At 66.4% G+C, this 18,947-nt stretch carries 18 protein-coding genes and 4 pseudogenes; 11 read left to right on the forward strand and 11 right to left on the reverse strand.

Features of this window, described 5'->3' with window-relative positions:
• Positions 1 to 75 precede the first annotated feature (75 nt).
• Positions 76 to 594, forward strand: coding sequence for a cupin domain-containing protein (locus ACZ4RZ_RS44885; RefSeq protein ID WP_467753342.1), 519 nt, complete (start codon positions 76 to 78; stop codon positions 592 to 594).
• Positions 591 to 959, forward strand: a complete 369-nt coding sequence (locus ACZ4RZ_RS44890; protein WP_467753343.1) for a DoxX family protein — start codon at positions 591 to 593, stop codon at positions 957 to 959. Before ACZ4RZ_RS44885 ends, ACZ4RZ_RS44890 begins: the two co-directional genes overlap by 4 nt.
• 38 nt (positions 960 to 997) lie before the next feature.
• Here the strand turns inward: ACZ4RZ_RS44890 and ACZ4RZ_RS44895 are convergent.
• A pseudogene (locus ACZ4RZ_RS44895) lies at positions 998 to 1,773 on the reverse strand (IS5 family transposase).
• A 146-nt stretch (positions 1,774 to 1,919) separates the two neighbouring features.
• Positions 1,920 to 2,161: pseudogene (locus tag ACZ4RZ_RS44900) on the reverse strand (IS5/IS1182 family transposase); the annotation flags it as partial.
• 303 nt (positions 2,162 to 2,464) lie between these two features.
• On the opposite strand from ACZ4RZ_RS44900, the gene ACZ4RZ_RS44905 reads away from it, so the two are divergent.
• Both ACZ4RZ_RS44905 and ACZ4RZ_RS44910 read left to right on the forward strand, forming a co-directional pair.
• Positions 2,465 to 3,223: a GntR family transcriptional regulator gene (locus tag ACZ4RZ_RS44905; protein WP_467753344.1), complete on the forward strand. Its 759-nt coding sequence runs from the start codon at positions 2,465 to 2,467 to the stop codon at positions 3,221 to 3,223.
• 77 nt (positions 3,224 to 3,300) lie between these two features.
• A complete protein-coding gene (locus tag ACZ4RZ_RS44910) occupies positions 3,301 to 4,572 on the forward strand; it encodes an MFS transporter (RefSeq protein ID WP_467753345.1) in 1,272 nt (423 codons plus the stop codon).
• Positions 4,573 to 4,670: 98 nt separating this feature from the next.
• On the opposite strand, the gene ACZ4RZ_RS44915 is transcribed toward ACZ4RZ_RS44910, so the two are convergent.
• The 6 genes and pseudogenes from ACZ4RZ_RS44915 to ACZ4RZ_RS44940 all read right to left on the reverse strand — a co-directional run bounded on the left by ACZ4RZ_RS44915 (position 4,671) and on the right by ACZ4RZ_RS44940 (position 10,386).
• On the reverse strand, positions 4,671 to 5,039 hold the full coding sequence (locus ACZ4RZ_RS44915; protein ID WP_467753346.1) for a PRC-barrel domain-containing protein: 369 nt from the start codon (positions 5,037 to 5,039) through the stop codon (positions 4,671 to 4,673).
• A 539-nt stretch (positions 5,040 to 5,578) separates the two neighbouring features.
• Positions 5,579 to 5,788: a hypothetical protein gene (locus tag ACZ4RZ_RS44920; RefSeq protein WP_467753347.1), complete on the reverse strand. Its 210-nt coding sequence runs from the start codon at positions 5,786 to 5,788 to the stop codon at positions 5,579 to 5,581.
• Positions 5,769 to 6,473, reverse strand: coding sequence for a hypothetical protein (locus tag ACZ4RZ_RS44925; protein WP_467753348.1), 705 nt, complete (start codon positions 6,471 to 6,473; stop codon positions 5,769 to 5,771). The genes ACZ4RZ_RS44920 and ACZ4RZ_RS44925 overlap by 20 nt, the downstream gene beginning before the upstream one ends.
• Positions 6,474 to 6,698: 225 nt before the next feature.
• Positions 6,699 to 6,848: pseudogene (locus ACZ4RZ_RS44930) on the reverse strand (glycosyltransferase); the annotation flags it as partial.
• A 6-nt stretch (positions 6,849 to 6,854) separates the two neighbouring features.
• A complete protein-coding gene (helR, locus tag ACZ4RZ_RS44935) occupies positions 6,855 to 9,005 on the reverse strand; it encodes an RNA polymerase recycling motor ATPase HelR (RefSeq protein ID WP_467753349.1) in 2,151 nt (716 codons plus the stop codon).
• Positions 9,006 to 9,195: 190 nt separating this feature from the next.
• The gene (locus ACZ4RZ_RS44940; RefSeq protein WP_467753350.1) at positions 9,196 to 10,386 is read right to left on the reverse strand and encodes a glycosyltransferase; all 1,191 of its coding nucleotides are present in this window, start codon (positions 10,384 to 10,386) and stop codon (positions 9,196 to 9,198) included.
• A gap of 795 nt (positions 10,387 to 11,181) precedes the next feature.
• On the opposite strand from ACZ4RZ_RS44940, the gene ACZ4RZ_RS44945 reads away from it, so the two are divergent.
• Positions 11,182 to 11,385 (forward strand): hypothetical protein, encoded by a 204-nt coding sequence (locus ACZ4RZ_RS44945; RefSeq protein WP_467753351.1) that lies wholly within the window; start codon positions 11,182 to 11,184, stop codon positions 11,383 to 11,385.
• A 476-nt stretch (positions 11,386 to 11,861) separates the two neighbouring features.
• Positions 11,862 to 12,815 carry a GNAT family N-acetyltransferase gene (locus ACZ4RZ_RS44950; protein ID WP_467753352.1) on the forward strand — a complete coding sequence of 318 codons (954 nt, stop codon included), beginning with the start codon at positions 11,862 to 11,864 and terminating at the stop codon, positions 12,813 to 12,815.
• A gap of 26 nt (positions 12,816 to 12,841) precedes the next feature.
• Here ACZ4RZ_RS44950 and ACZ4RZ_RS44955 read toward each other — a convergent pair.
• The 3 genes and pseudogenes from ACZ4RZ_RS44955 to ACZ4RZ_RS44965 all read right to left on the reverse strand — a co-directional run.
• Positions 12,842 to 13,459: pseudogene (locus tag ACZ4RZ_RS44955) on the reverse strand (transposase); the annotation flags it as partial.
• Between the two features lie 26 nt (positions 13,460 to 13,485).
• A complete protein-coding gene (locus tag ACZ4RZ_RS44960) occupies positions 13,486 to 13,908 on the reverse strand; it encodes a hypothetical protein (RefSeq protein ID WP_467753377.1) in 423 nt (140 codons plus the stop codon).
• Between the two features lie 370 nt (positions 13,909 to 14,278).
• Complete coding sequence (locus ACZ4RZ_RS44965) at positions 14,279 to 15,442, reverse strand: NAD-dependent formate dehydrogenase (protein ID WP_467753353.1); 1,164 nt, start codon at positions 15,440 to 15,442, stop codon at positions 14,279 to 14,281.
• Positions 15,443 to 15,622: 180 nt separating this feature from the next.
• Between ACZ4RZ_RS44965 and ACZ4RZ_RS44970 the strand changes: the two genes are divergently transcribed.
• The 5 genes from ACZ4RZ_RS44970 (at position 15,623) to fmdA (ending at position 18,922) form a co-directional block, all read left to right on the forward strand.
• Complete coding sequence (locus ACZ4RZ_RS44970; RefSeq protein ID WP_467753354.1) at positions 15,623 to 16,192, forward strand: fluoride efflux transporter FluC; 570 nt, start codon at positions 15,623 to 15,625, stop codon at positions 16,190 to 16,192.
• Positions 16,147 to 16,443: a fluoride efflux transporter FluC gene (locus ACZ4RZ_RS44975; protein WP_467753355.1), complete on the forward strand. Its 297-nt coding sequence runs from the start codon at positions 16,147 to 16,149 to the stop codon at positions 16,441 to 16,443. The genes ACZ4RZ_RS44970 and ACZ4RZ_RS44975 overlap by 46 nt, the downstream gene beginning before the upstream one ends.
• 208 nt (positions 16,444 to 16,651) lie before the next feature.
• Complete coding sequence (locus tag ACZ4RZ_RS44980; RefSeq protein ID WP_467753356.1) at positions 16,652 to 16,930, forward strand: FmdB family zinc ribbon protein; 279 nt, start codon at positions 16,652 to 16,654, stop codon at positions 16,928 to 16,930.
• A gap of 81 nt (positions 16,931 to 17,011) precedes the next feature.
• On the forward strand, positions 17,012 to 17,647 hold the full coding sequence (locus ACZ4RZ_RS44985; RefSeq protein WP_467753357.1) for an AmiS/UreI family transporter: 636 nt from the start codon (positions 17,012 to 17,014) through the stop codon (positions 17,645 to 17,647).
• 24 nt (positions 17,648 to 17,671) lie between these two features.
• The gene (gene fmdA / locus ACZ4RZ_RS44990; RefSeq protein WP_467753358.1) at positions 17,672 to 18,922 is read left to right on the forward strand and encodes a formamidase; all 1,251 of its coding nucleotides are present in this window, start codon (positions 17,672 to 17,674) and stop codon (positions 18,920 to 18,922) included.
• The last annotated feature ends 25 nt before the right edge of the window (positions 18,923 to 18,947 follow it).

Below are 18,947 nucleotides of genomic sequence, written 5' to 3' on the forward strand. Positions count from 1 at the left end.
AACGATACCCGTACGGTATCGAGGTCTTGGAATGGGTCTTGGACAGTCCCAGAGCCCCGGCAGTGGAATCGAAGCATGACTGACGAACCGAAGACCAGTGAGCCGACTGCCGACCCCGCCGTATCGGTGGTCGGTCCGGGCGACGGCGAGACGATCGTCCTGGGCACCACTCGGATGCGCGTCCTCGAGGACGGCAGCAACACCGGGCACCGCCTCGGGATCGCCGAGTCCGTCCTCGCGCCGCACACGCCCGGACCGCCGCAGCACCGTCACGCCCAGCACGACGAGGGTTTCTACATCATCTGCGGCACGGTGCGGTTCACGGTGGGAGAGAAGGACTACGACGCGACCGCGGGCACGCTCGTGATGGTCCCGCCCGGAGCCCCGCACACCTTCGCCAACATGACCGACCAACCGGCCGTCATGCTGAGCACGTTCACGCCGGACCTGTACGTGCAGTACTTCCGGGACCTGCAGGACATGTTCGCCGACGGCCAGGCGCTGACCCCACAGGCGAACCTCCAAACGATGAGCCGGTACGCCACCGAGCCCGCCACCGACTTCGCCAACGCTCGGGGCGGACGGGAATCGTGAACGTCGCATATTGGATCGTTGCCGGACTGCTCGCTCTCTTCTACCTCTACGGGGGCGGAGTGAAGGTGGTCCAGAGCCGTGAGCAGCTCCGACCGATAATGGCCTGGGTGGACAGCACGCCGATGCCGGCCGTCAGGGCCATCGGGGTGATCGAAGTGCTCGGCGCGATCGGGCTGATCCTTGCGCCGCTGACCGGCATCGCGCCCTGGCTGGCCCTGGCCCTGGCCGCGGCCATCGGGTTCGTGGTCCTGCAGATCGGCGCGACCAGGGTTCACCTGAACCGCGGAGACCGCCAGGTCGCCCTCAACATCACGCTCGTACTCGCTGCGGCCCTGACCACATGGCTGGCGACGACATGGCTGTGACTTCAGGCGAGGCCACGACCTATGAGTTCGTACCACGATCATGAGTTGGCGTTCTTGAGGCGGCGCCAGCAGATCAGTCCGCAGGCCAGCGGGACGAAGGCGTCGTGGAGTTCGAGTCGTCGTTCCCAGCGCACGGCGAGCCGCTTGAACTGGTGGAGCAGGGCGAAGGTCTGCTCGACTACGTAGCGGAGCTTGCCCGGACCCTTGATGTTCGGGGCTCTCTTGCGGGGAATCACCGGCAGAATCCGGCGGCGCCGCAGCTCACGCCGCACGGTCCGGGACTCATACGCCTTGTCGCCCAGCACGGAATCCGGTCGCCTGCGCGCACGGCCCGAGCGTCAGGCCACCGGTGGGATGCCGTCGACCAGGGCGAGGGTCTGGGTGACGTCGGTGACGTCGGCGGCGGTTGTGACGACGTGGAGCGGGATGCCCTTGCTGTCGCAGATCAGGTGGTGTTCGCTGCCCGTCTTACGGCGATCGCCCGGCGACGGACCGGTCGCGGCTCCCCCTTGTTCGCGCGGACGTGAGAGCCCTCCACGCACGCACGCGAACAGTCGAGTTCGCCGGCCGCGTGCAGCCCGGCAAGCAGAACACGGCGCAACTGCTCGAAGACTCCGGCCTGTTGCCGGCGATCCAAGCGCCGCCAGGAGGTCTGTCCGGAGCCGAACCCCATCTCGAGCGGCAGCAGCAGCCAGGCGATGTCCTGGTGCAGGACGTACAGGATGCCCTGCAGGCCAAGCCGGTCCGGCACCGGTTTCGGCCCCGGCGATCGTGCGGGCCAGGGCGGCAGCAGCGGTTCGGTCCGTCTCCACAAGTCGTCGTGCGGCGATCAGCAGCCGAGTTGTCGGTGAGTGATGAGGCGGCAGGCGAGTTTGAAGAACGCTTCGTGGATGTCGGCTCGCCGCTCCCATCCGCAGGTGCAGGAAGCAGTGCAGCCGGACGAGGTTCGTTTGATCACCTGTCGGAAATCAGGTCGTGCTTCGAGCCGGCCCGGCCCCGGTCGATCGGCGACCGACCTGTGTGACTCCCCCTTCCAAAGCCCTGACTTGGGAGGAGTCGACAACGCAGCGGGACCAGCCCAGCCGGGAGGCCGCGTAGAGTTCGGCCGGCGCGACCTCGTGGAACCGCTGCTACACGTCGGCCTCATTCGAGTCCCGCAGCCTGCACCAGCAGGTCATGCCCGAGCCGAAGCCCAGATTTTGTACCGGAGCTAACGCTCAACTCCCTGGCCAGACCCGCCGTCAGGGCCGAGCCACCTCATTTTGTTGGCCGTTGTAGGCCGCGCGGGCAGCGCAATACTGAGGTCTTTCAGCGTTGCCGCTGCAGGGTGAGGACCGCTGCGGCAACGCTGAAAGACCTCACTGATTCGCATCGAGCGAACCTCCGTAGCCGCCTTTTAGCACCGAGCGTATTTCTACTCCAGTAGCTTTCGCCTGGTGCAGTAGCTTGCCAACGCCGCCTGGAATCACCAGCTGCCGCGCAGCAGAGCAACCGGAGAGTCGCAAATGCCCCGAGAGGCGCCGTACCTTGCAGTAGCCGACGCGCTGCGCGCACGGATTCTCGCCGGAGAGTGGGAGATCGGGGAGCGCCTGCCGTCTCGGACGCGGCTCGCCGAGGAGTACGGAGTGGGGCGCAATGTCACGCAGAGGGCCATGGATCACTTGATCATCAAGGGCCTCCTCGAGGGACGCGCGGGCTCGGGCACCTATGTCCGCATGCCGCGCGAGCGCTTGCGGATGGTCCGCTCGCGGCACCGCGAACGCCGGGGCGGCTCCCTCTCCCGCGCCGGCATGAAGGAGCGGGGCAAGGCCGGTGCCTGGGATTCGCACAGCCAGGCGCGCGTCCCCGCCCCCGAGGCAATCGCCGAGCGGCTGGCCATCAGCCCCGGAGACCTCTGCGTCAACACGCACTACGAGTTCCTCGCCGACGGGCAACCCGTCCAGCTCTCCGAATCCTGGGAGCCGATGGCCATCACCGACGGAACGCCGATCGTATTGCCCGAGATGGGCCCCCTCGCGGGAAAGGGGGTGGTCGACCGCATGCGCTCCATCGGCGTGGTCATCGAGACCGTGGTCGAACTGCCGCGCCCGGCTCGTGCCACCCAGGCACAGGCGAACCTCCTGGGGATCAGCGTCGGGGACCTGGTGCTCCAGATCGAGCGGACGATCTACGACACCGACGGACGTCCGGTGGAAACGGCCGACATCTTCATTCCGGACGTGTGCCGGGAAGTGGCCTACGAGTTCGCAGTCGACCAGCCGTAGCCGTTGAAGCCAGTAGAGCGACATTTCAAAGCCGACAGTAGGTAACTCGAATGTCATTACCCTCCCGGCTCGGACTCTTGCGCGATCCGGACTTCGGGCGTTTGTTTGCCGCCACAGCGCTCGGCCAGCTGGGCGATCGCATTATTTTTCTGGCGTTGCCGCTGATTGCAATCGTGGCATTGAATGCCGATGAGTTGCAGGTGGGATTACTGACAGCGATGACCACGGCAGGCTCGCTCCTGGTCGGACTACCGGCAGGCGCGTGGGTGGATCGCATGCGGAAGCGATCGGTGATGATCAGCACCGATCTTGTGAGGGCGCTGGTCCTCTTGACGGTACCGATGGCGTGGTGGGCAGACCTTCTGACAATCTGTTGGCTCTACGCAGTCGCCTTGGTTCATGGAGTGCTGACTGTCTTCTTCGATGTCGCGTACGTCAGCTATCTGCCGCACTTGGTGGGACGCGGCAATCTTGTCGAAGGGAACTCAAAACTCTCGGCAATACGCTCGGTGACCAGTATCAGTGGTCCGGCGGTAGCAGGCCCACTGGTTGGCTGGGTCGGGGCCCCTGCAACGCTTTTGGCAAGTTCGGTCGGGATGGCCGTATCGGGTCTGCTCGCGATCAGTATCCGCAAACGTGAACAGGAGCCAGAGCCAAGCGAGCGCCGTCAATTGCGTCGAGATATCAAGGAGGGGTTGAAGTTCGTTCTCAAGCATTCTGTCCTACGCGCAACCATACTGGGGGATGCGATATTCAACCTCTTTCTGGTCATGTATCAAACCATGTTGCTGGTCTTCTTGGAAAGGGAGATAGGCCTCGGGTCCTTCGGTATCGGCCTCATTCTGTCGGGAATGGGTTGTGGTGCCTTGGCGGGCGCACTGTTGGCAACCAGGGTCTCGAAGCGGCTCGGACAAGGTCCGGTCATCTGGCTCTCGCCACTGGCCACCTGTCCCCTGACAGCCCTGATGCCGGTGGCGCGACCTGGTTGGAGCGTGTATGTCGCGGCGATCGGACTCGCGGCTCTTTCGCTGGGTGGAGTCGTCCGCGTGGTGGCTCAGTCAAGCTTCCAACAGGCCCTCACACCGGATCGACTCCTGGGCCGCATGAGCGCGACCGCCCGATTCGTGTCCTGGGGCGGCCTTCCTCTGGGTGGAGTCCTGGCTGGAGCCTCGGGCTCGGTGTTCGGAGCAACAGCCACATTGTGGATCGGCGCAGTCGGCATGACGCTGAGCTTCCTCCCAAACTTCCTGTCACCGCTTCGAACTCTGCGCAAATTGCCCAAGGGAAAATACCCCGGGCCTGTGCGCATCAGTGACGGGATGGCGTCTTCGGAGGGAGGCTGCGGATAGATGCCCTCCAATCCTGGAGGAGCGTTACGAAATTTTGGTGGGCCGCTAGCCGGAACCCGGTAAAGTCCCGGAGCCACACTCCTGACAAGGATGTTGGGTTACGAGTGCGATCCGCCGAAGGGGATGCCGGTGCCGTAGTAGGTGCTCAGCTCGTCATGGTAGTCGGGGTTACCAAGGTGCTTGTCCCGGACGAACTCCGGGGCATCTTTGATCTGCTCCTTGGTGCGGTCGACGAAGATCTTCTGCTCGTCCGGGTCGATACTGACCACCGTGCTCGCCGGAAGCAGTACTTCCTTGCCGAAGATCCACACGCCGGTGTCTACTACCAGGTAGGCGGCACCGGCCTCGTCGGAGTGCTTGTCGACTTTGCCAATGCTCCCGTCGGTGGCCTCGACCTTGTAGCCAGTGAGGTCGGCGTCCGTCACGCGGCCCGCGGTCGACTTGTAGTTCCACACATGATCAGTCACTCGAAAACAACTCCTCCGTCAAACAGAGGACGGCAGGGATTCCCGCCGTTTCCCCTTTTCCGTATGTCGTGCCTGGCGGATCTGTGCTCCGCTTTCGTTCCGAGTGCCCCGCACCCAGCGTTCGAACCGGGGTGAATCCGACATGAGAAGGCAACCCTCCCCGCCGCATCAGGGCGAATCGAAGTGGCATCCCCGACTCCCTCGATATCCAGTTCAATAGCCCACACCGAAAAAACCAGTCGCCACGCCTGTTGATCTGGGAGCGGCCCGCCGTACCTCTGAGGGTGGCGAGACACCGGCGCAGTGCTTCAAGGGCCCTGGCGGGACGCTGACCAGGTCGAACGCGCCGTCGTGCAGTGAGTCGGCTGGTACAACGCCGAGCGCCTGGACTCCGCACTCGACTATCTCCCACCAGAGGAGTTCGAGGCGGCCTCCTACCGTTTCATGACCAACCCGAACGCGGCCTGAAACACACAAGATCAGCCGCTACGAAACTCGGGGCAGCTCGACGTGTCATCTGACCTGTTCGCAATGCTTGCTCACCCGGTGAGGGTGAGGTTGCGCAGGTGGGCAATGCCGAGCATGGCGTGGTTGACGCTGCCGTTTTCGGGCGGCAGTCGCGGAGGTTCTTCCGGCTCTTCATGCGGGCGAACTACGGCACCGCGCTCATCGACTGAGAGATCAGGCAGTCTCCTTTCCTGCTGCCCGGCAGCTGCGGAGCGACTCTGTTCAGCGGTGGCGCTGCACATCCAAGCAGCCTACTTCCGAAGAAGCGCCGTACGGTTCGACGAGGGTCCTGGTACTGGTGACGCTGCCGAACAGGCACAGCTGGCCGCCCAGCACGCGCAGGTCGAGGGTGAACGCCACGCTCTCCCCTGAGTGTTGCGGGCCGTGGATCCGCTCGTCGATGTAGCCGAGGCTGCGCAGGACCTCTCTGACCTGGCGTGGCGTCTGGTCGCGCGTGCCCTCGAGAGCCTTCGTGATGCGGCGGGCGTGGATGCGGGCCTCGCACTTCTCCGCGGAGCTCAGCACCACGGGCTGCTCGACGGCCTTGGGGTCTCTGGGTTCACCAGTGGGCGGCGGCTCGTCGGGGACGGACAGCTCGGGCAGGGGAGTGGTGGGCGGCTCCGACGGATCCGGCTCCTTCGGCGGTTCGGAGACCGGGAGGTCCGTCAGGCACGGCTCGGCAAGGGAGTTGAGAAGTTCCATGAATGCGAGGAACTCGGTGTCGTTGGACCCGGCTTCGGAGGCTGCGGACGAGCCGGCCTCGACCCGGTCGTCGAGTCCGGCCTTCGGAGCCCTGTCGCCCGCTCGATCGGTGCCGCAGGCGGCGAGGGCAAGCGCGCACAGTGCCGCCAGCGCCGCGCCACGCCGGGCGCGAATGGGTCGCCGGATCCGTCCAACAAGCTGGTTCTCCCTGGAATGTTGCCTCATGTTCGCAGTGTGGGCGCGAGCAGTGGGCCGGGCATGAGTAGCGCTACTCAGAGCAAGGTCGCGCGTACCCATGTCGTAGCCATCACGGAAGCGCGGCCACAACCAAGGGAAGCGCCCAGTCATAAGGGTGTGATTGAGCACGCATGATGTGCAGCACGCTGCAGGCGGCTCAGCTGTTGTCGGGCAGAACGCCGGGCCTCGCAGATACGCAGACCACCGTGTCGCTCGGTGGCCCTGCGCGCGCACCGCCTCGATGGCCACCCGGACGACGTGCGCAGCGGCGCGCATGGGCAAGCTGCCGCAGCCCACGGACACCGGTGGTGCGTCGGCGTCCAGGAATGCCTCCAACTCGGCTGGGAGTGGGCTTTCGTCCGGCCGGCGTCAGGAGCTCGTGAGGATGACGAGTTGCTGGGTCGCTCGGGTCATCGCGACATAGCGGTCGACCGCTCCTTCGATGCCCTTGCCGAACTCCTCTGGGTCGATGAGGACGACCAGGTCGAACTCGAGCCCCTTCGACAGCTCCGGGGACAGCGACCGGACGCGGGACGTCTCCCGGAATGTGGGATCGCCGATGACGCAGGCGATCCCGTCGGCATGTGAGGCGAGCCAGGTGTCGAGGATCGAGCCCAGATCCGCAGCAGATCCGTGTACGACGGGGATGTCGTTGCTGCGGATGGAGGTCGGCACGTTGGCGTCCGGGAGCACGGCCCGGATGACCGGCTCGGCTTCCGTCATGATTTCTTCCGGCGTCCGGTAATTGATGCTCAGAGCGGCCAGGTTGATCCGGTCGAGCCCGATCCGCTCGAGCCGTTCCTGCCACGACTCCGTGAACCCGTGCCTGGCCTGGGCGCGATCCCCGACAATGGTGAAGCTCCGGGAAGGGCACCGGAGCAGCAACATCTGCCACTCTGCGTCGGTCAGTTCCTGAGCCTCGTCCACGACGATGTGGGCGAACGGGCCGGCGAGCAGGTCGGGTTCGGTGGCGGGCAGTGCGCTTTCGTCGATCAGGGTGTCCTGCAGGTCCCGTCCGTGCAGCATTCCCACCGCGCCTTCGCTCTCGTCGATCACGATGTTCTGCAGCAGGCCGTCGATGACGTCGGCCCTGCGTGCGCGTTCGGCGGCGACAGAGGCCTCCTGCCGACGCTTGCGGCGCGACGCCTCCGGGTCGCCGAGCCGCTGCCGTGCCGCGTCCAGGAGCGGCAGGTCGGACACCGTCCAGGCCTGGGCGTCCGCGCGCTGGAGCTTCTGAACGTCATCGCGGTCGAGCCAGGGAGCGCACATCCGCAGGTACGCGGGTACCGACCACAGGTCTCCGACGAGGTCGGCCGCTTCGAGCAGCGGCCACGCGCGGTTGAAGGCCGTGAGCAGTTCCGTGTTCCGCAGAAGCGACTTGCGGAGCAGGTCGGCCGGGGCGTCGTCGTGCTTGTCCTCCAGGATGGTGAGCAGCTCCTCCCAGACCTGGTCGCGCGCCTCGTTGTGCGGGGTACCGGGTTCTGCCGCTTCGAACGCCACGGCCCAGTCGTCGGCGCTCAGCCGGATGTCGGACCAGTGGGTCGTGACCGTCATCCCCTTGGTGGGCGGTTCCTCGTAGAACCTGACGGCCGTCTCGATCGCTTTCACCAGGTTCGCGGACGACTTCAGGCGGGCCACGTCCGGGTCGGCCTCGACCGCTGCCGCGGCTCCCTCGGCGACGAGGTCCCGCAGGATGCAGGTCTGCACGCCCTCCTCACCGAGGCTGGGGAGAACATCGGCGACGTAGGCCAGGTAGGGCCGGTGCGGACCGACGAACAGCACGCCGCCCCGACGGTGACCGAGGCGAGGGTCGGAGTAGAGGAGGTAGGCGGAGCGGTGCAGAGCGACGACGGTCTTCCCCGTACCCGGACCGCCGTCGACGACGAGAGCGCCGCGGGATCCCGCCCGGATGATGGCGTCCTGGTCGGCCTGGATGGTGCCGAGCACGTCTCGCATCCGGGTCGACCGGTTGCTGCCCAGGCTGGCGATGAAGGCGGACTGGTCGTCGAGCGCGGCGTGCCCGGCAAACCCGTCCGAGGTGAACACCTCGTCCCAGTAGTCGCTGATCCGGCCGCGGGTCCAGCGATACCTGCGCCGGCTCGCCAGACCCATCGGGTTGGCGTGGGTCGCTCCGAAGAATGGCTCAGCCGCGGGGGAGCGCCAGTCGACCAGCAGCCGACGACCCGCGCTGTCCGTAAGGCCAAGTCGTCCGACGTACACGGGCTCGGGGTCGTCTGCGCTGACCATGTGTCCGAGGCACAGGTCCAGACCGAAGCGACGTAGTGCGCGCAGACGAGCGGTCAACCGGTGGACCTCCATGTCCCGGTCCATCGCCTGCTGGCCTAGGCCGCCGGGCGCCCTGCGCTCGGCATCGAGGCGGTCGGACACATCGGCGATCGACTGATCGAGGCACTCCGCGACGGCCGCGAAGTGCTGCTCATCGCCGGCGATCAGCGTCGGGTCGGCCTTGGGGGAGAGGTGGTCGGGAAGGTCAAACGCCCTGGTAGTCAGGAGGTTCACGATGTTGGCTCCGATCTGAGGTCACTGGCGACCATTGCGTGCAGCAAGGCGTCTGGACCGACGTGACGAACCTGGGGGCCATGACGAGCAACGCTCCGCCCGACGTGGCCCCCGTGGCCGTGGTCGGTTCAGCTCGCCAGGGTGTGCAGGTTCTCGGGTTCTGGGTCCTGGCTCGACGATCCCGCGTGGTTCACGCGGACATGGGCGGCCTTTCTCGGCTGATCGCTTCGAGCAGCAGCTTCGCGGCCAACGTCGCCCCGTCGGTGCGGATCGTGCCGGCCACGGCCCTCGCTCGTGCGCGCGTCTCGGGCGTCAGGGCCTTCCTGAGCGCGGCCGACAGGGACTCGAAGTTCGGAGTCGGACCGGCGTGTGCCGCGCCGATGCCCAGGTCGGCCACTCGGCCGGCCCAGTACGGCTGGTCCACGATCTGGGGTACGACCACCTGGGGCGCGCCGGCCCGGGCGGCCGTCGTCGTGGTGCCCGCGCCGCCGTGGTGCACGACCGCGGCCACCCGGCCGAACAGCGCCTGCTGGTTGACCTCGCCGACGGCGAAACAGTCGTCCCGGTCGTCGACCAGGCCAAGATCGGCCCAGCCCTGGGCGACGATCGTGCGGCGGCCCTGCGCGCGCACCGCCTCGATGGCCACCTGGGCGGCATCCTTCGATTCGCGCATGGGCATGCTGCCGAAGCCCACGTACACCGGTGGTTCGCCGATCTCCAGGAACGCCGTCAACTCGGCCGGGAGCGGCCGTTCGTCCGGCAGGATCCACGCGCCGGTCTGCACCACGTCGAGGTCCGCCGGCTCCTGCCACGGCCCCAGGATCGGGTCCGCCGCCAGCCACGGCCGGTCGGTGAAAACATGGCTGCGGACGTCGTCCACCGGCGGCTGGCCGATCGACACCCGGTGAGCGTTGAGCCCTGGGCCGAACAGCGCGTTGAAGCTCTGGGCGTTCAGGTCCCACAGCGCCCGGTTGTCGGTCATGTCCGGTGGGAACGGCCGGCCCGGCAGCGGGTGCGGCGCGTGGTGCGGCGACGGCAGCATGGTCGGGAAGTAGGCCACGTACACGAATTGGATGCCCAGTTGTTCGGCCACTGACCGCGCTCCGGCCACGGCCGGGACCAGGCCGGTCGCCACCACCGCGTCACATCCCTCGGCCGCCGCGGCGACCGCTTCGTACTGCGCGGAGACCAACGCGGCCGCGCGCTGGGGCAGGCCCTCCGGCAGCGGCGTCGTCCCGGTCACCAGCGTGCGTACCGGCTCGGCGGCCGGAACAAACTCCACGCCGACACCGGCCAGCAGCTTCGCGAACTCCTCGTCCGACGGCGCGCACACCCGCACCTCCGCGCCGAGTGCCCGCAACTGCACCGCGAGTCCCGCCATCGGTTGGACATCCCCGCGCGACCCATACGTCGACAACAACACACGCACTCTGCGACTCCCATTTCCGCACGTTCTGGCCTCGGCCGGAGATTCTGCGGCACGATGGGGGTCTTGCCGCAAGGCCCCCGGTGCGCTATATGTTGAGAGTGGCAAGGAGTGGGTAACCTCCTTGCCTTTCCTTTTGTCGTCCGCTGTGGACGGACAACCGCCTCGCGAAGCGGCGGTGCGCCGCGTACGGCGGCACCGTCGGCCCACGAGGGTCTCCCACGGGCCGGCAGGATGCAGCCGCGGAACGAGAGGTTCTCCGCCCTCTTCAGAGGCCTTAACAAGATGTTGTAGGCGTGTCCGTTGGGAACGCCGCACCGAATTTCACGACGCCTTCATCTCCCTCGCCTGCAGCCTCATCTGCTGGCGACGCCTCGAACGAGACCAGACATGATCGCGTCATGAGCTCTTGGCGCGTGGTGACACGGAACGGAACGGCTGTGTGGTGTTGGGCAGTTCAGAGTCGCAGGAACCGCTGATGCTGCCGCTGGAGTCGATCGAATTGGACGCCTTCCGCGGCCGGTTCAAGCTCGTCTCGCTTCCGGTGTGTGCGTCGGCTCAGTGGCTGCGGTGGGCGGCTCGTCCTCATTTCGCGCACCTCTCCGATCTGTTGGGGCTGGCGCATGGTTGTGCGGCAGGCCCGGGACGTGTCCGACACCGCCCCCTTCTGGTGCCCCAGGATGAAGGGTCGGGCGCCGTGGGACCCTTTCCCGGTCTGAGAGGATCACCAGGACCAATACGAATGCAGGGGTGGGGAACGTGACCGTTCTGGTGCTGCTCGGTGTCTTGGCGCTCGCCGTCGGCGGGTGTGTATGTGTGGTGTGGGCGGAGCGCGGCGGGCCCCGCTGGGTCCGTGTCCTGGCGAGTGTGACGGTCACCGTGGGCGAGCTGCTGCGCCGCTCCGGGAAGAACCGGCGTCGGAGCCTGAGCCGGACCAACAGCAGCGGCGACTAGGAAGTTCATGTCGCACGAACGGCCCCTCAAGGGACCGGTGTCGTAGGCCGCAACGCCGCCCACGGAGCGACTCGAAGTCGTTCTGGCCTGCCACCATTCACGTCTGGAACGCCCGCGTGCCCTGCTGCGGCCGGAATCGGCCGCCTGCTGGCACGATTTCGCCCGCCCACTGCCGCCACCGCTGCCTAGAGGACCCGGGGTTGTGGATCTGTGACGAGCGCCGCATTCCAATCTTCGATCTTCGGCGCTTGCCGTGCATCTAGTGCCGTATCAGGCAACGTTCGCCCTGTAGGTCGTGACGCGCGGCGGTCGATGTCCGCAGTCGGCCGGCGTAATCGTGGGACATGGCTGCCCGGCCTGCCATCGGCTGCGCCGCCACGACGATGCGCTTCGCGCGTTGTGCTGTCTTCTGCCGCGATCGGCGGCCCCGGAAAACGGTTCGGCGGCTTCGCGGAGTCCTGACACCGTGGCGCACTATGACGAACGTCGAGCTTGTGACCGCCGCGGACGTGCAGCTCATGCAGGGTCTGGCGCAGCGGGTCACCGCCACCCGTCCGGACCTGGTGAACAGCGACGCGACGTTCGGCGAGCTGGCCTGGAACTGGGGCAAGGGGCTCGCCGGCGACGGCGCAAGCTGGCCGCGTCGACTGTGGTTCTCTGGCGGGGATCTGGTGGCGTGGAGCTGGGCCTATCTTCCGCACCAGGTGAGGCGGAGCGACGGGTCGGTGAAGGACGTCACCGGCGCCCATCTGGCGTATCAGGTCCATCCCGACCATGCCGGGCTGGTTGACGAGGTGATCGACTGGTACGACGGTACGGCTGCGGACATCGAGCGTACGGTGATGCCGAGCGCCGCCGATGAGTTCGCCCTGAAGCGATGGGCGGTGCACGGCTATGAGACCGACGCGGCCTCACTCGGCGACGCCGGGTCCTGGACCCAGCTCAACGAGCGGGACCTCACCGACGTGGAACAGCCGGTACTGCCAGACGGATTCCGGTTCCGCACCGCCGACGAGGCCGGGCCGAAGGCTGCGGTCCAGGCCCATCTGGACGCCTGGGCTCCCTCGACGTACACGGCCGAGGGCTACCAGGGCGTTCGGCAGACGGTGGGGTATCGCGGCGACCTGCACATCCTGGTGGAGGCGCCGGACGGAACGATGGCATCCTCGACGATCATGTGGCTCGACGAAGCGAACAAGACCGCTGAGTTCGAGCCGGTCGGGACGCATCCGGACTACCGGCGTCTGGGGCTGGCAAGGGCGATGCTTCTGCACGGGATGCATCTGGCGCGGGCGGCCGGGGCCACTCATATGACGGTCGCCTGCCTGGGTGCGCCGGGGCATCCCAAGGCGCGCGGGCTGTACTACAGCGTCGGGTTCCGGGAGCTCACGCGGGACGCGCCGCTCATCAAAACCAAGACCGCGGGCTGAAGACTGACCGTTCGGGTGGTCGCGGGTCAGGCCACGTTGGCCCGGGCGACGACCTGACGTAGGCAGGTGTCGTCGGCGTGGCGGTTTCGCCAGATGATGTAGCGGCGGATCATGCTGCCCTGCTCCTTGTGGCTGGCGTGGTCGGTACCGTCGAGAGTGAAGTAGCGCAGGGCGGTGAACTGGGCTTCGATGCGGTTTAGCCATGAGGAGTTCGTCGGGGTGTAGGCGATCTCGACGTTGTGCGCCGTGGCCCAGGTGCCGACCCGCTGGCACTTCTTCGTGGTCAAGTGCGGGGAGAAGTTGTCACAGACGATCGCGATACGGACCCCGAGTGGGTAGAGGGTTCGCAGGTACCGGCAGAACTCCACGAACTGGGTGCGCTTCTTGACCGGCTTGATGTGGCCGTAGAGCTTGTCCTTGGCCAGGTCCAGGGCGGCGAACAGGTGCCGCACTCCGCCGTAGCGGTTGTAGGTCGCCCGCCGCCTGCGGCGGGGTTCGCGGTCGGGGTCCTTGTGCTTGCCGGCGCGCTCGGCCCACTGCCGGCCCGGGTGGGGTATCAGGTTGAGCGGCCCGAACTAGTCCATACAGAAAACGACTTTGGGCTCGTCCGCGTCGGGTATGACCTCGCCGTCGGCAATCGCGTACCTTGCTCCGCACCCGCTCGAGCTTCTCAGAGCTCTCCGCCGATCTCGCACGCCCGGCACGGCGGCCGGCCGCAGGTGCACTGCGTGATGGCTTCGAGGACCTGACGATCGTGGTAAAGGCACTCGTCCTTGCAGGTGTGGCGCGGGATGAATCCCGCCGGGATCTCACCAGGCCACGGCTCGTGACCGTCCCGGCAGCGGACGAACCGCTCGGGGTCGGTGGAGTGCAGGTCGTGCATGCTCGACCGCGCCTCGTCCTCCAGCTCCCGCACTCGCTCCACCAGGCTCTTCAGCTCGGCGGCGATGTTGGAGAACCGGTCGGCGCCGGTCCTTACGTGCGCGGCCCGCAGTGCCATCGCTGCGTTGCCCAAAAATCTGCCGGCATCCTGAAGGTCGGTCACGTGATGCATCTGAATGCCGTTCACGCCCCGTACCCACACGGCGTCCATGTTGCTCACTGATCCACCTTTCCGGAGTTCGCCTTGGTTTTCTTGCGAAACAGTATGCGCGGCGCCGGTGCGTCCGCATAGGAAAAATATCTGTCTATTCAGCACGCTAAGGGTCTCGGTCGCGCCCCGCCAGCAGATTCGGAGTGAGTCGGATCACGGCAGGCACGGGCTCGCAACCGGCACGACACAGCCGAAGGCCCATTGCCCACTCACGTGGTGGATCTTCGGCTGGATCTTCCGATAGATCTTCTGCGGATTTCCTGTCCGCCGACTGTTTCTGAGCCGGCATTGTCAGATCGCCAGTAAGTAAGGCGCTGATCAGAGGCGTCGCCGTTGCTTGGCGGCACTCCGCCGTTACGGCTCCCATTCGCTATCCGGCGACCGTGTAGGAGCGCGCTCCCGTCCCGGCAAGCCCGCCGCCGTCGACGATCAGGTACTCCGGGCGGATGGGGCGCCCATCGAGCCAGCTCTCCAGGATCTCCCGGGTGCCGGCGGCATAGCGCGCCTGCGCCGAGAGGGTCGAACCGGACACGTGCGGTGTCATCGCCTCGTACGGCATCGTGCGCCAGGGATGGTCGGGCGGTGGCGGCTGCGGATACCAGACGTCACCGGCGTACCCGGCCAGCTGGCCGCTGTTCAGGGCCCGCACCACGGCATCGCGGTTGACGATCAGCGCGCGTGCCGTGTTGACGATGTACGCACCGCGCTTCATCGCCCCGATCAGTTCGTCGTCGAAGAGGTTCTGCGTCTGCGGATGCAGGGGGGTGTGGATCGACAGCACGTCGACCGCGGGCGCCAGCGACCGGACGTCGGGATGCCAGGTCAGCTCCAGCTCCTCCTCCACCTCCTGGGGCAGCCGGTGCACATCGCTGTAGTGCAGCCTTACGTCGAACGGCTTGAGGCGGCGCAGCACTGCCTGGCCGATACGGCCGGAGCCGAGGACGCCGACGTCCATTCCTTCGAGGTCGTAGGCGCGCGAGACGCTGTCGGCGATGTTCCAGCCCTTCTTGGTGCTCACCCACTCGTGGGCGGGCAGGTAGTTGTGCACCAGGGTGAGGATCTGCATGACGGCGTGCTCGGACACGCTGATGCTGTTGCTGTAGGTCACCTCCGCAACGGTCATGCCGTGGGCGATCGCGCTCGGCAGGTCGACGTGGTCCGACCCGATCCCCGCGGTGATCGCCAGCTTGAGCCGGGGCGCGGCGGTGATCCGCTCGGGGGTCAGATAGGCGGGCCAGAAGGGCTGCGAGATCACCACGTCGGCGTCGGGCAGCTCGCGGTCCAGCGTGGAGTCCGCGCCTTCCTTGTCGGACGTGACGACAAACGTGTGGCCCCGCTCCTCCAGGAAGCTGCGCAGTCCCAGTTCTCCTGAGACACAGCCGAGGAGCTGTCCCGGGGTGAAATCGATGGCTTGCGGGGTCGGCGCGGTCTGACCGCCCGGATAGCCGGTGATGGTAGGAATCTCGTCGCGGGCGTAGTCGGGTGGATATCCGCCCACGGGATCCGGATAGAGCACTGCAAGGATCTTTGCCATGGCCGTCCTCCATCGGTGGGGCCATTGCTCCGGAAAACCGGTCGGGCACCTGAAACCGATCGGCACCGATGATCTTGAATTTTAGTCGAGTGGGAGTGGGTGCGGCAATCCCCGTCGATAGCGGCAACCCCCTTGATAATGGGGTAGGTGTGCCACTGGACAGAGACACGGGTCGTTTCGTTGAGGCCTGAATGCGAGTCGTTCCGATCCCGTCTGCACGGGGGTTTCCTGGCGGCGGTCGCGCTGGGTGGGCTGCTGGGCGGGTCGGCCCGTTACGGACTGGGGCTCGCCTTTCCCGCGCCGGCGGGGACGTTTCCGCTGACGACGTTCGCCGTCAATGTGTCCGGGGCGTTCCTACTGGCGCTGCTGCTCGTGTACGTGCTGGAGCTCCGGCAACGGGCCCGGTACCTGCGACCGCTCGCCGCCGTGGGGTTCCTCGGCTCCTGCACCACGTTCTCGACCTGGATGGTCGACACCGATCACCTGCTGGGCAACGGCCACTACGCCGTCGCGGCGCTCAACGTCCTCGGCAGTCTCCTCGCCGGCCTGGCCGCCACCGTTCTGGGCCACCATCGGCCGGAAGACGCTGGCCCGGACGCGGAGCCCGCACCCGGACCCGGTACTGGCGGGCGCGATGATCACTCTGCTCGCCGTCGGGGCGGCAGCCGCGCTCGGGGCGACCGCGCTACGTACTCGACCAATACGTGCAGTACCAAAAACCCGGCTCGTTCCCTCGTGGCACATGGCTGATCAATATCACCGGCTCATTTGTCCTGGTGCTCATCGTGGGCCTCGGCGCGCGGCACGTGCTGCCGGAGCAGATCCCGAAGATCGCCGGCGTCGGTTTCTGCGGCGCCTACACGACGTTCTCCACATTCAGTTACGAGTTGGTCCGCCTGTGCCAGCAAGGGCAGGTCGGGAAAATGCTGTTGTGCGGGGTGCAGAGCCCTGTGGTGGCTTTTTCGGCGGCTGCGGCCGGGCTGGCCGACGCGGCGTTCTGAGGCCCAGCAGGGGCATTCTGAGACCCGCCATCGGACCGCCCGGAAAACGGCGTCCGGCGAACACAGCGGCCCGGCCGTCCGGGACTTGACACGCCCACGGTCAAGTCGTCTCCTTGAAAGGGAAGAAGGAGAATTGTGACGTGCGCCCACGAGAGTGTCGCGCCTCATTCCCGGGGTTGTCCAGCGTCCACCGGAACTCGGAGTGGTGATGGCAACCTATGAGTACCTGTGCAGCCGTTGTGGGCCTTTCGACGTGAAGTTGGCGATCGGGACCGCGCCCACCGCTTACGGCTGCCCTGTTTGCGCGGGCACTGCAAGACGTGTGTACTCGTCGCCCGGCCTCACGCTGACCTCGCACACGGTCGCCGCTCTCCATGAGCGGGCGGAGCAGTCCCGTGATGCCCCGGCAGTGGTTTCCGAAGTGCCGCCGGGCAGAAGGGCGCCACGACGCCCGCACCCCGCGCTCTCGCGGTTGCCGCGGCCCTGAGGGCGGTGGTCGACAAGGCGGAACGTCTCAGGCGGGTTTCGACAATTCCGTCTCCCACGCGGACTTAGGAGGTGCGTCCCCGTGGGCAATGTGGGACTGCTCTTCGTCGGTGCGGTGTTGTTCCTGAACGGGCTGTTGCTGCTGGGAAAGGTCGACGCCAAGTCCGCAGCAGTGTTCAACCTCTTCGTGGGTGCACTGCAGGTGCTCACACCGACCTACCTCATCTTCACTGCAGGTGACGACCAGGCCAAGATCCTGGCGGCATCCGGTATTTATCTATTCGGATTCACCTACCTCTACGTGGGAATTGTCCTCCTCGCCGGCATCGACAATATCTGCGTCGGCTACTACTCCCTGTTTGTGTCAATCGTGGCCCTGGGGTATTCGTTCGTCAATTTCCACCTCTTCAAGGATTACCCGTTCGGAGTCATCTGGCTCTACTGGGCCTTCCTGTGGTTCCTGTTCTTCCTGCTGCTCGGCCTCAAGAAGAAGGAGCTGTCCGACTATGTGGGCTGGGTGACGGCGATTGAGGGCTGGGTCACCGGAGTCATTCCAGCGGCGCTGCTGCTCTCCGGCTACTGGAAGCACACCACGGAGATCGCCATCGCCCTCGGGGTCTTCGGTGTCGTCGTCTTCGCGGCGTTGTGGCCACTCACCAGGAAAACGCGACAGCCGGCCCCAGCCGGATCGGCCGGAAGTACGGGCACAACATCCTGACTCAATCAGAAACGAGACGCCGTCATGCCCGAAGTCATATTCAAGGTTGACCAAACCAAGTCGATGCGTGACCAGGCTGTGCCCGGCCACAACAGGTGGCACCCGGATGTCCCCACCGTCGCCATGGTGAAGCCAGGAGCGGAGTTCCGCATGGAGTGCCGCGACTGGACCGACTGCCAGGTCGGCAACAACGACACCGCAAACGACGTACGCGACATCGACCTGACCATCCCTCACATGCTCAGCGGCCCGATAGGCGTGGAGGGCGCCGAACCAGGCGACCTGCTAGTCGTCGACATCCTCGACCTCGGCCCCGTGCCGCAGCAGACCGGGGGCGCGGCAGGACAGGGCTGGGGCTACACCGGCATCTTCGCCAAGGCCAACGGCGGAGGCTTCCTGACTGACTACTTCCCTGACGCGTACAAGGCGATATGGGACTTCCACGGACAGCAGGCCGTCTCTCGCCACCTTCCCGGGATTCGCTTCACCGGCATTACCCACCCCGGGCTGTTCGGAGTCGCCCCGTCCACCGAGATGCTCGCCCGCTGGAACGCCCGCGAGCAGGCGCTGATCGACACGGACCCCAACCGTGTCCCGCCCCTCGCCGTACCGCCGGACATCACCAACGCGCTCGCCGGCACGGCCACCGGAGACCTCGCACGCCGCATCACTGAGGAAGGCGCACGCACGGTGCCCGCCCGCGAAAACGGAGGCAACCAGGACATCAAGAACTTCACTCGTGGATCGAGGGTCTTCTACCCCGTACACGTCAAGGACGCCAAGCTTTCGGGAGGCGACCTGCACTTCAGCCAGGGCGACGGAGAGATCACCTTCTGCGGCGCCATCGAGATGGGCGGCTTCATCGACTTCCACGTCGACCTGATCAAGGGCGGCATGGAGACGTACGGCATCTCTACCAACCCCGTGTTCATTCCGGGCAACGTCGAGCCGAGGTACACGGAGTTCCTCACGTTCATCGGGGTCTCCGTCGACCACGACACGGACACGAACTACTACCTCGACGCGACGCTGGCCTACCGCCGGGCCTGCCTCAACGCCGTGGAGTACTTCAAGAAGTTCGGCTACAGCGGAGAGCAGGCCTACCTGCTGCTTGGCTCCTCCCCGATAGAGGGACGCATCAGCGGCATCGTCGACATCCCCAACGCCTGCTGCTCGCTGTACGTACCCACCGCCATGTTCGACTTCGACGTTCGGCCAACCGCCGCCGGCCCGATGAAGGCCGACCGCGGCCAGTGCGCGTTGGCCACTGCCTGAACCGGGCAACGAGGGATGCGTGCCG

Source organism: Streptomyces sp. NPDC027189 (assembly GCF_055566975.1).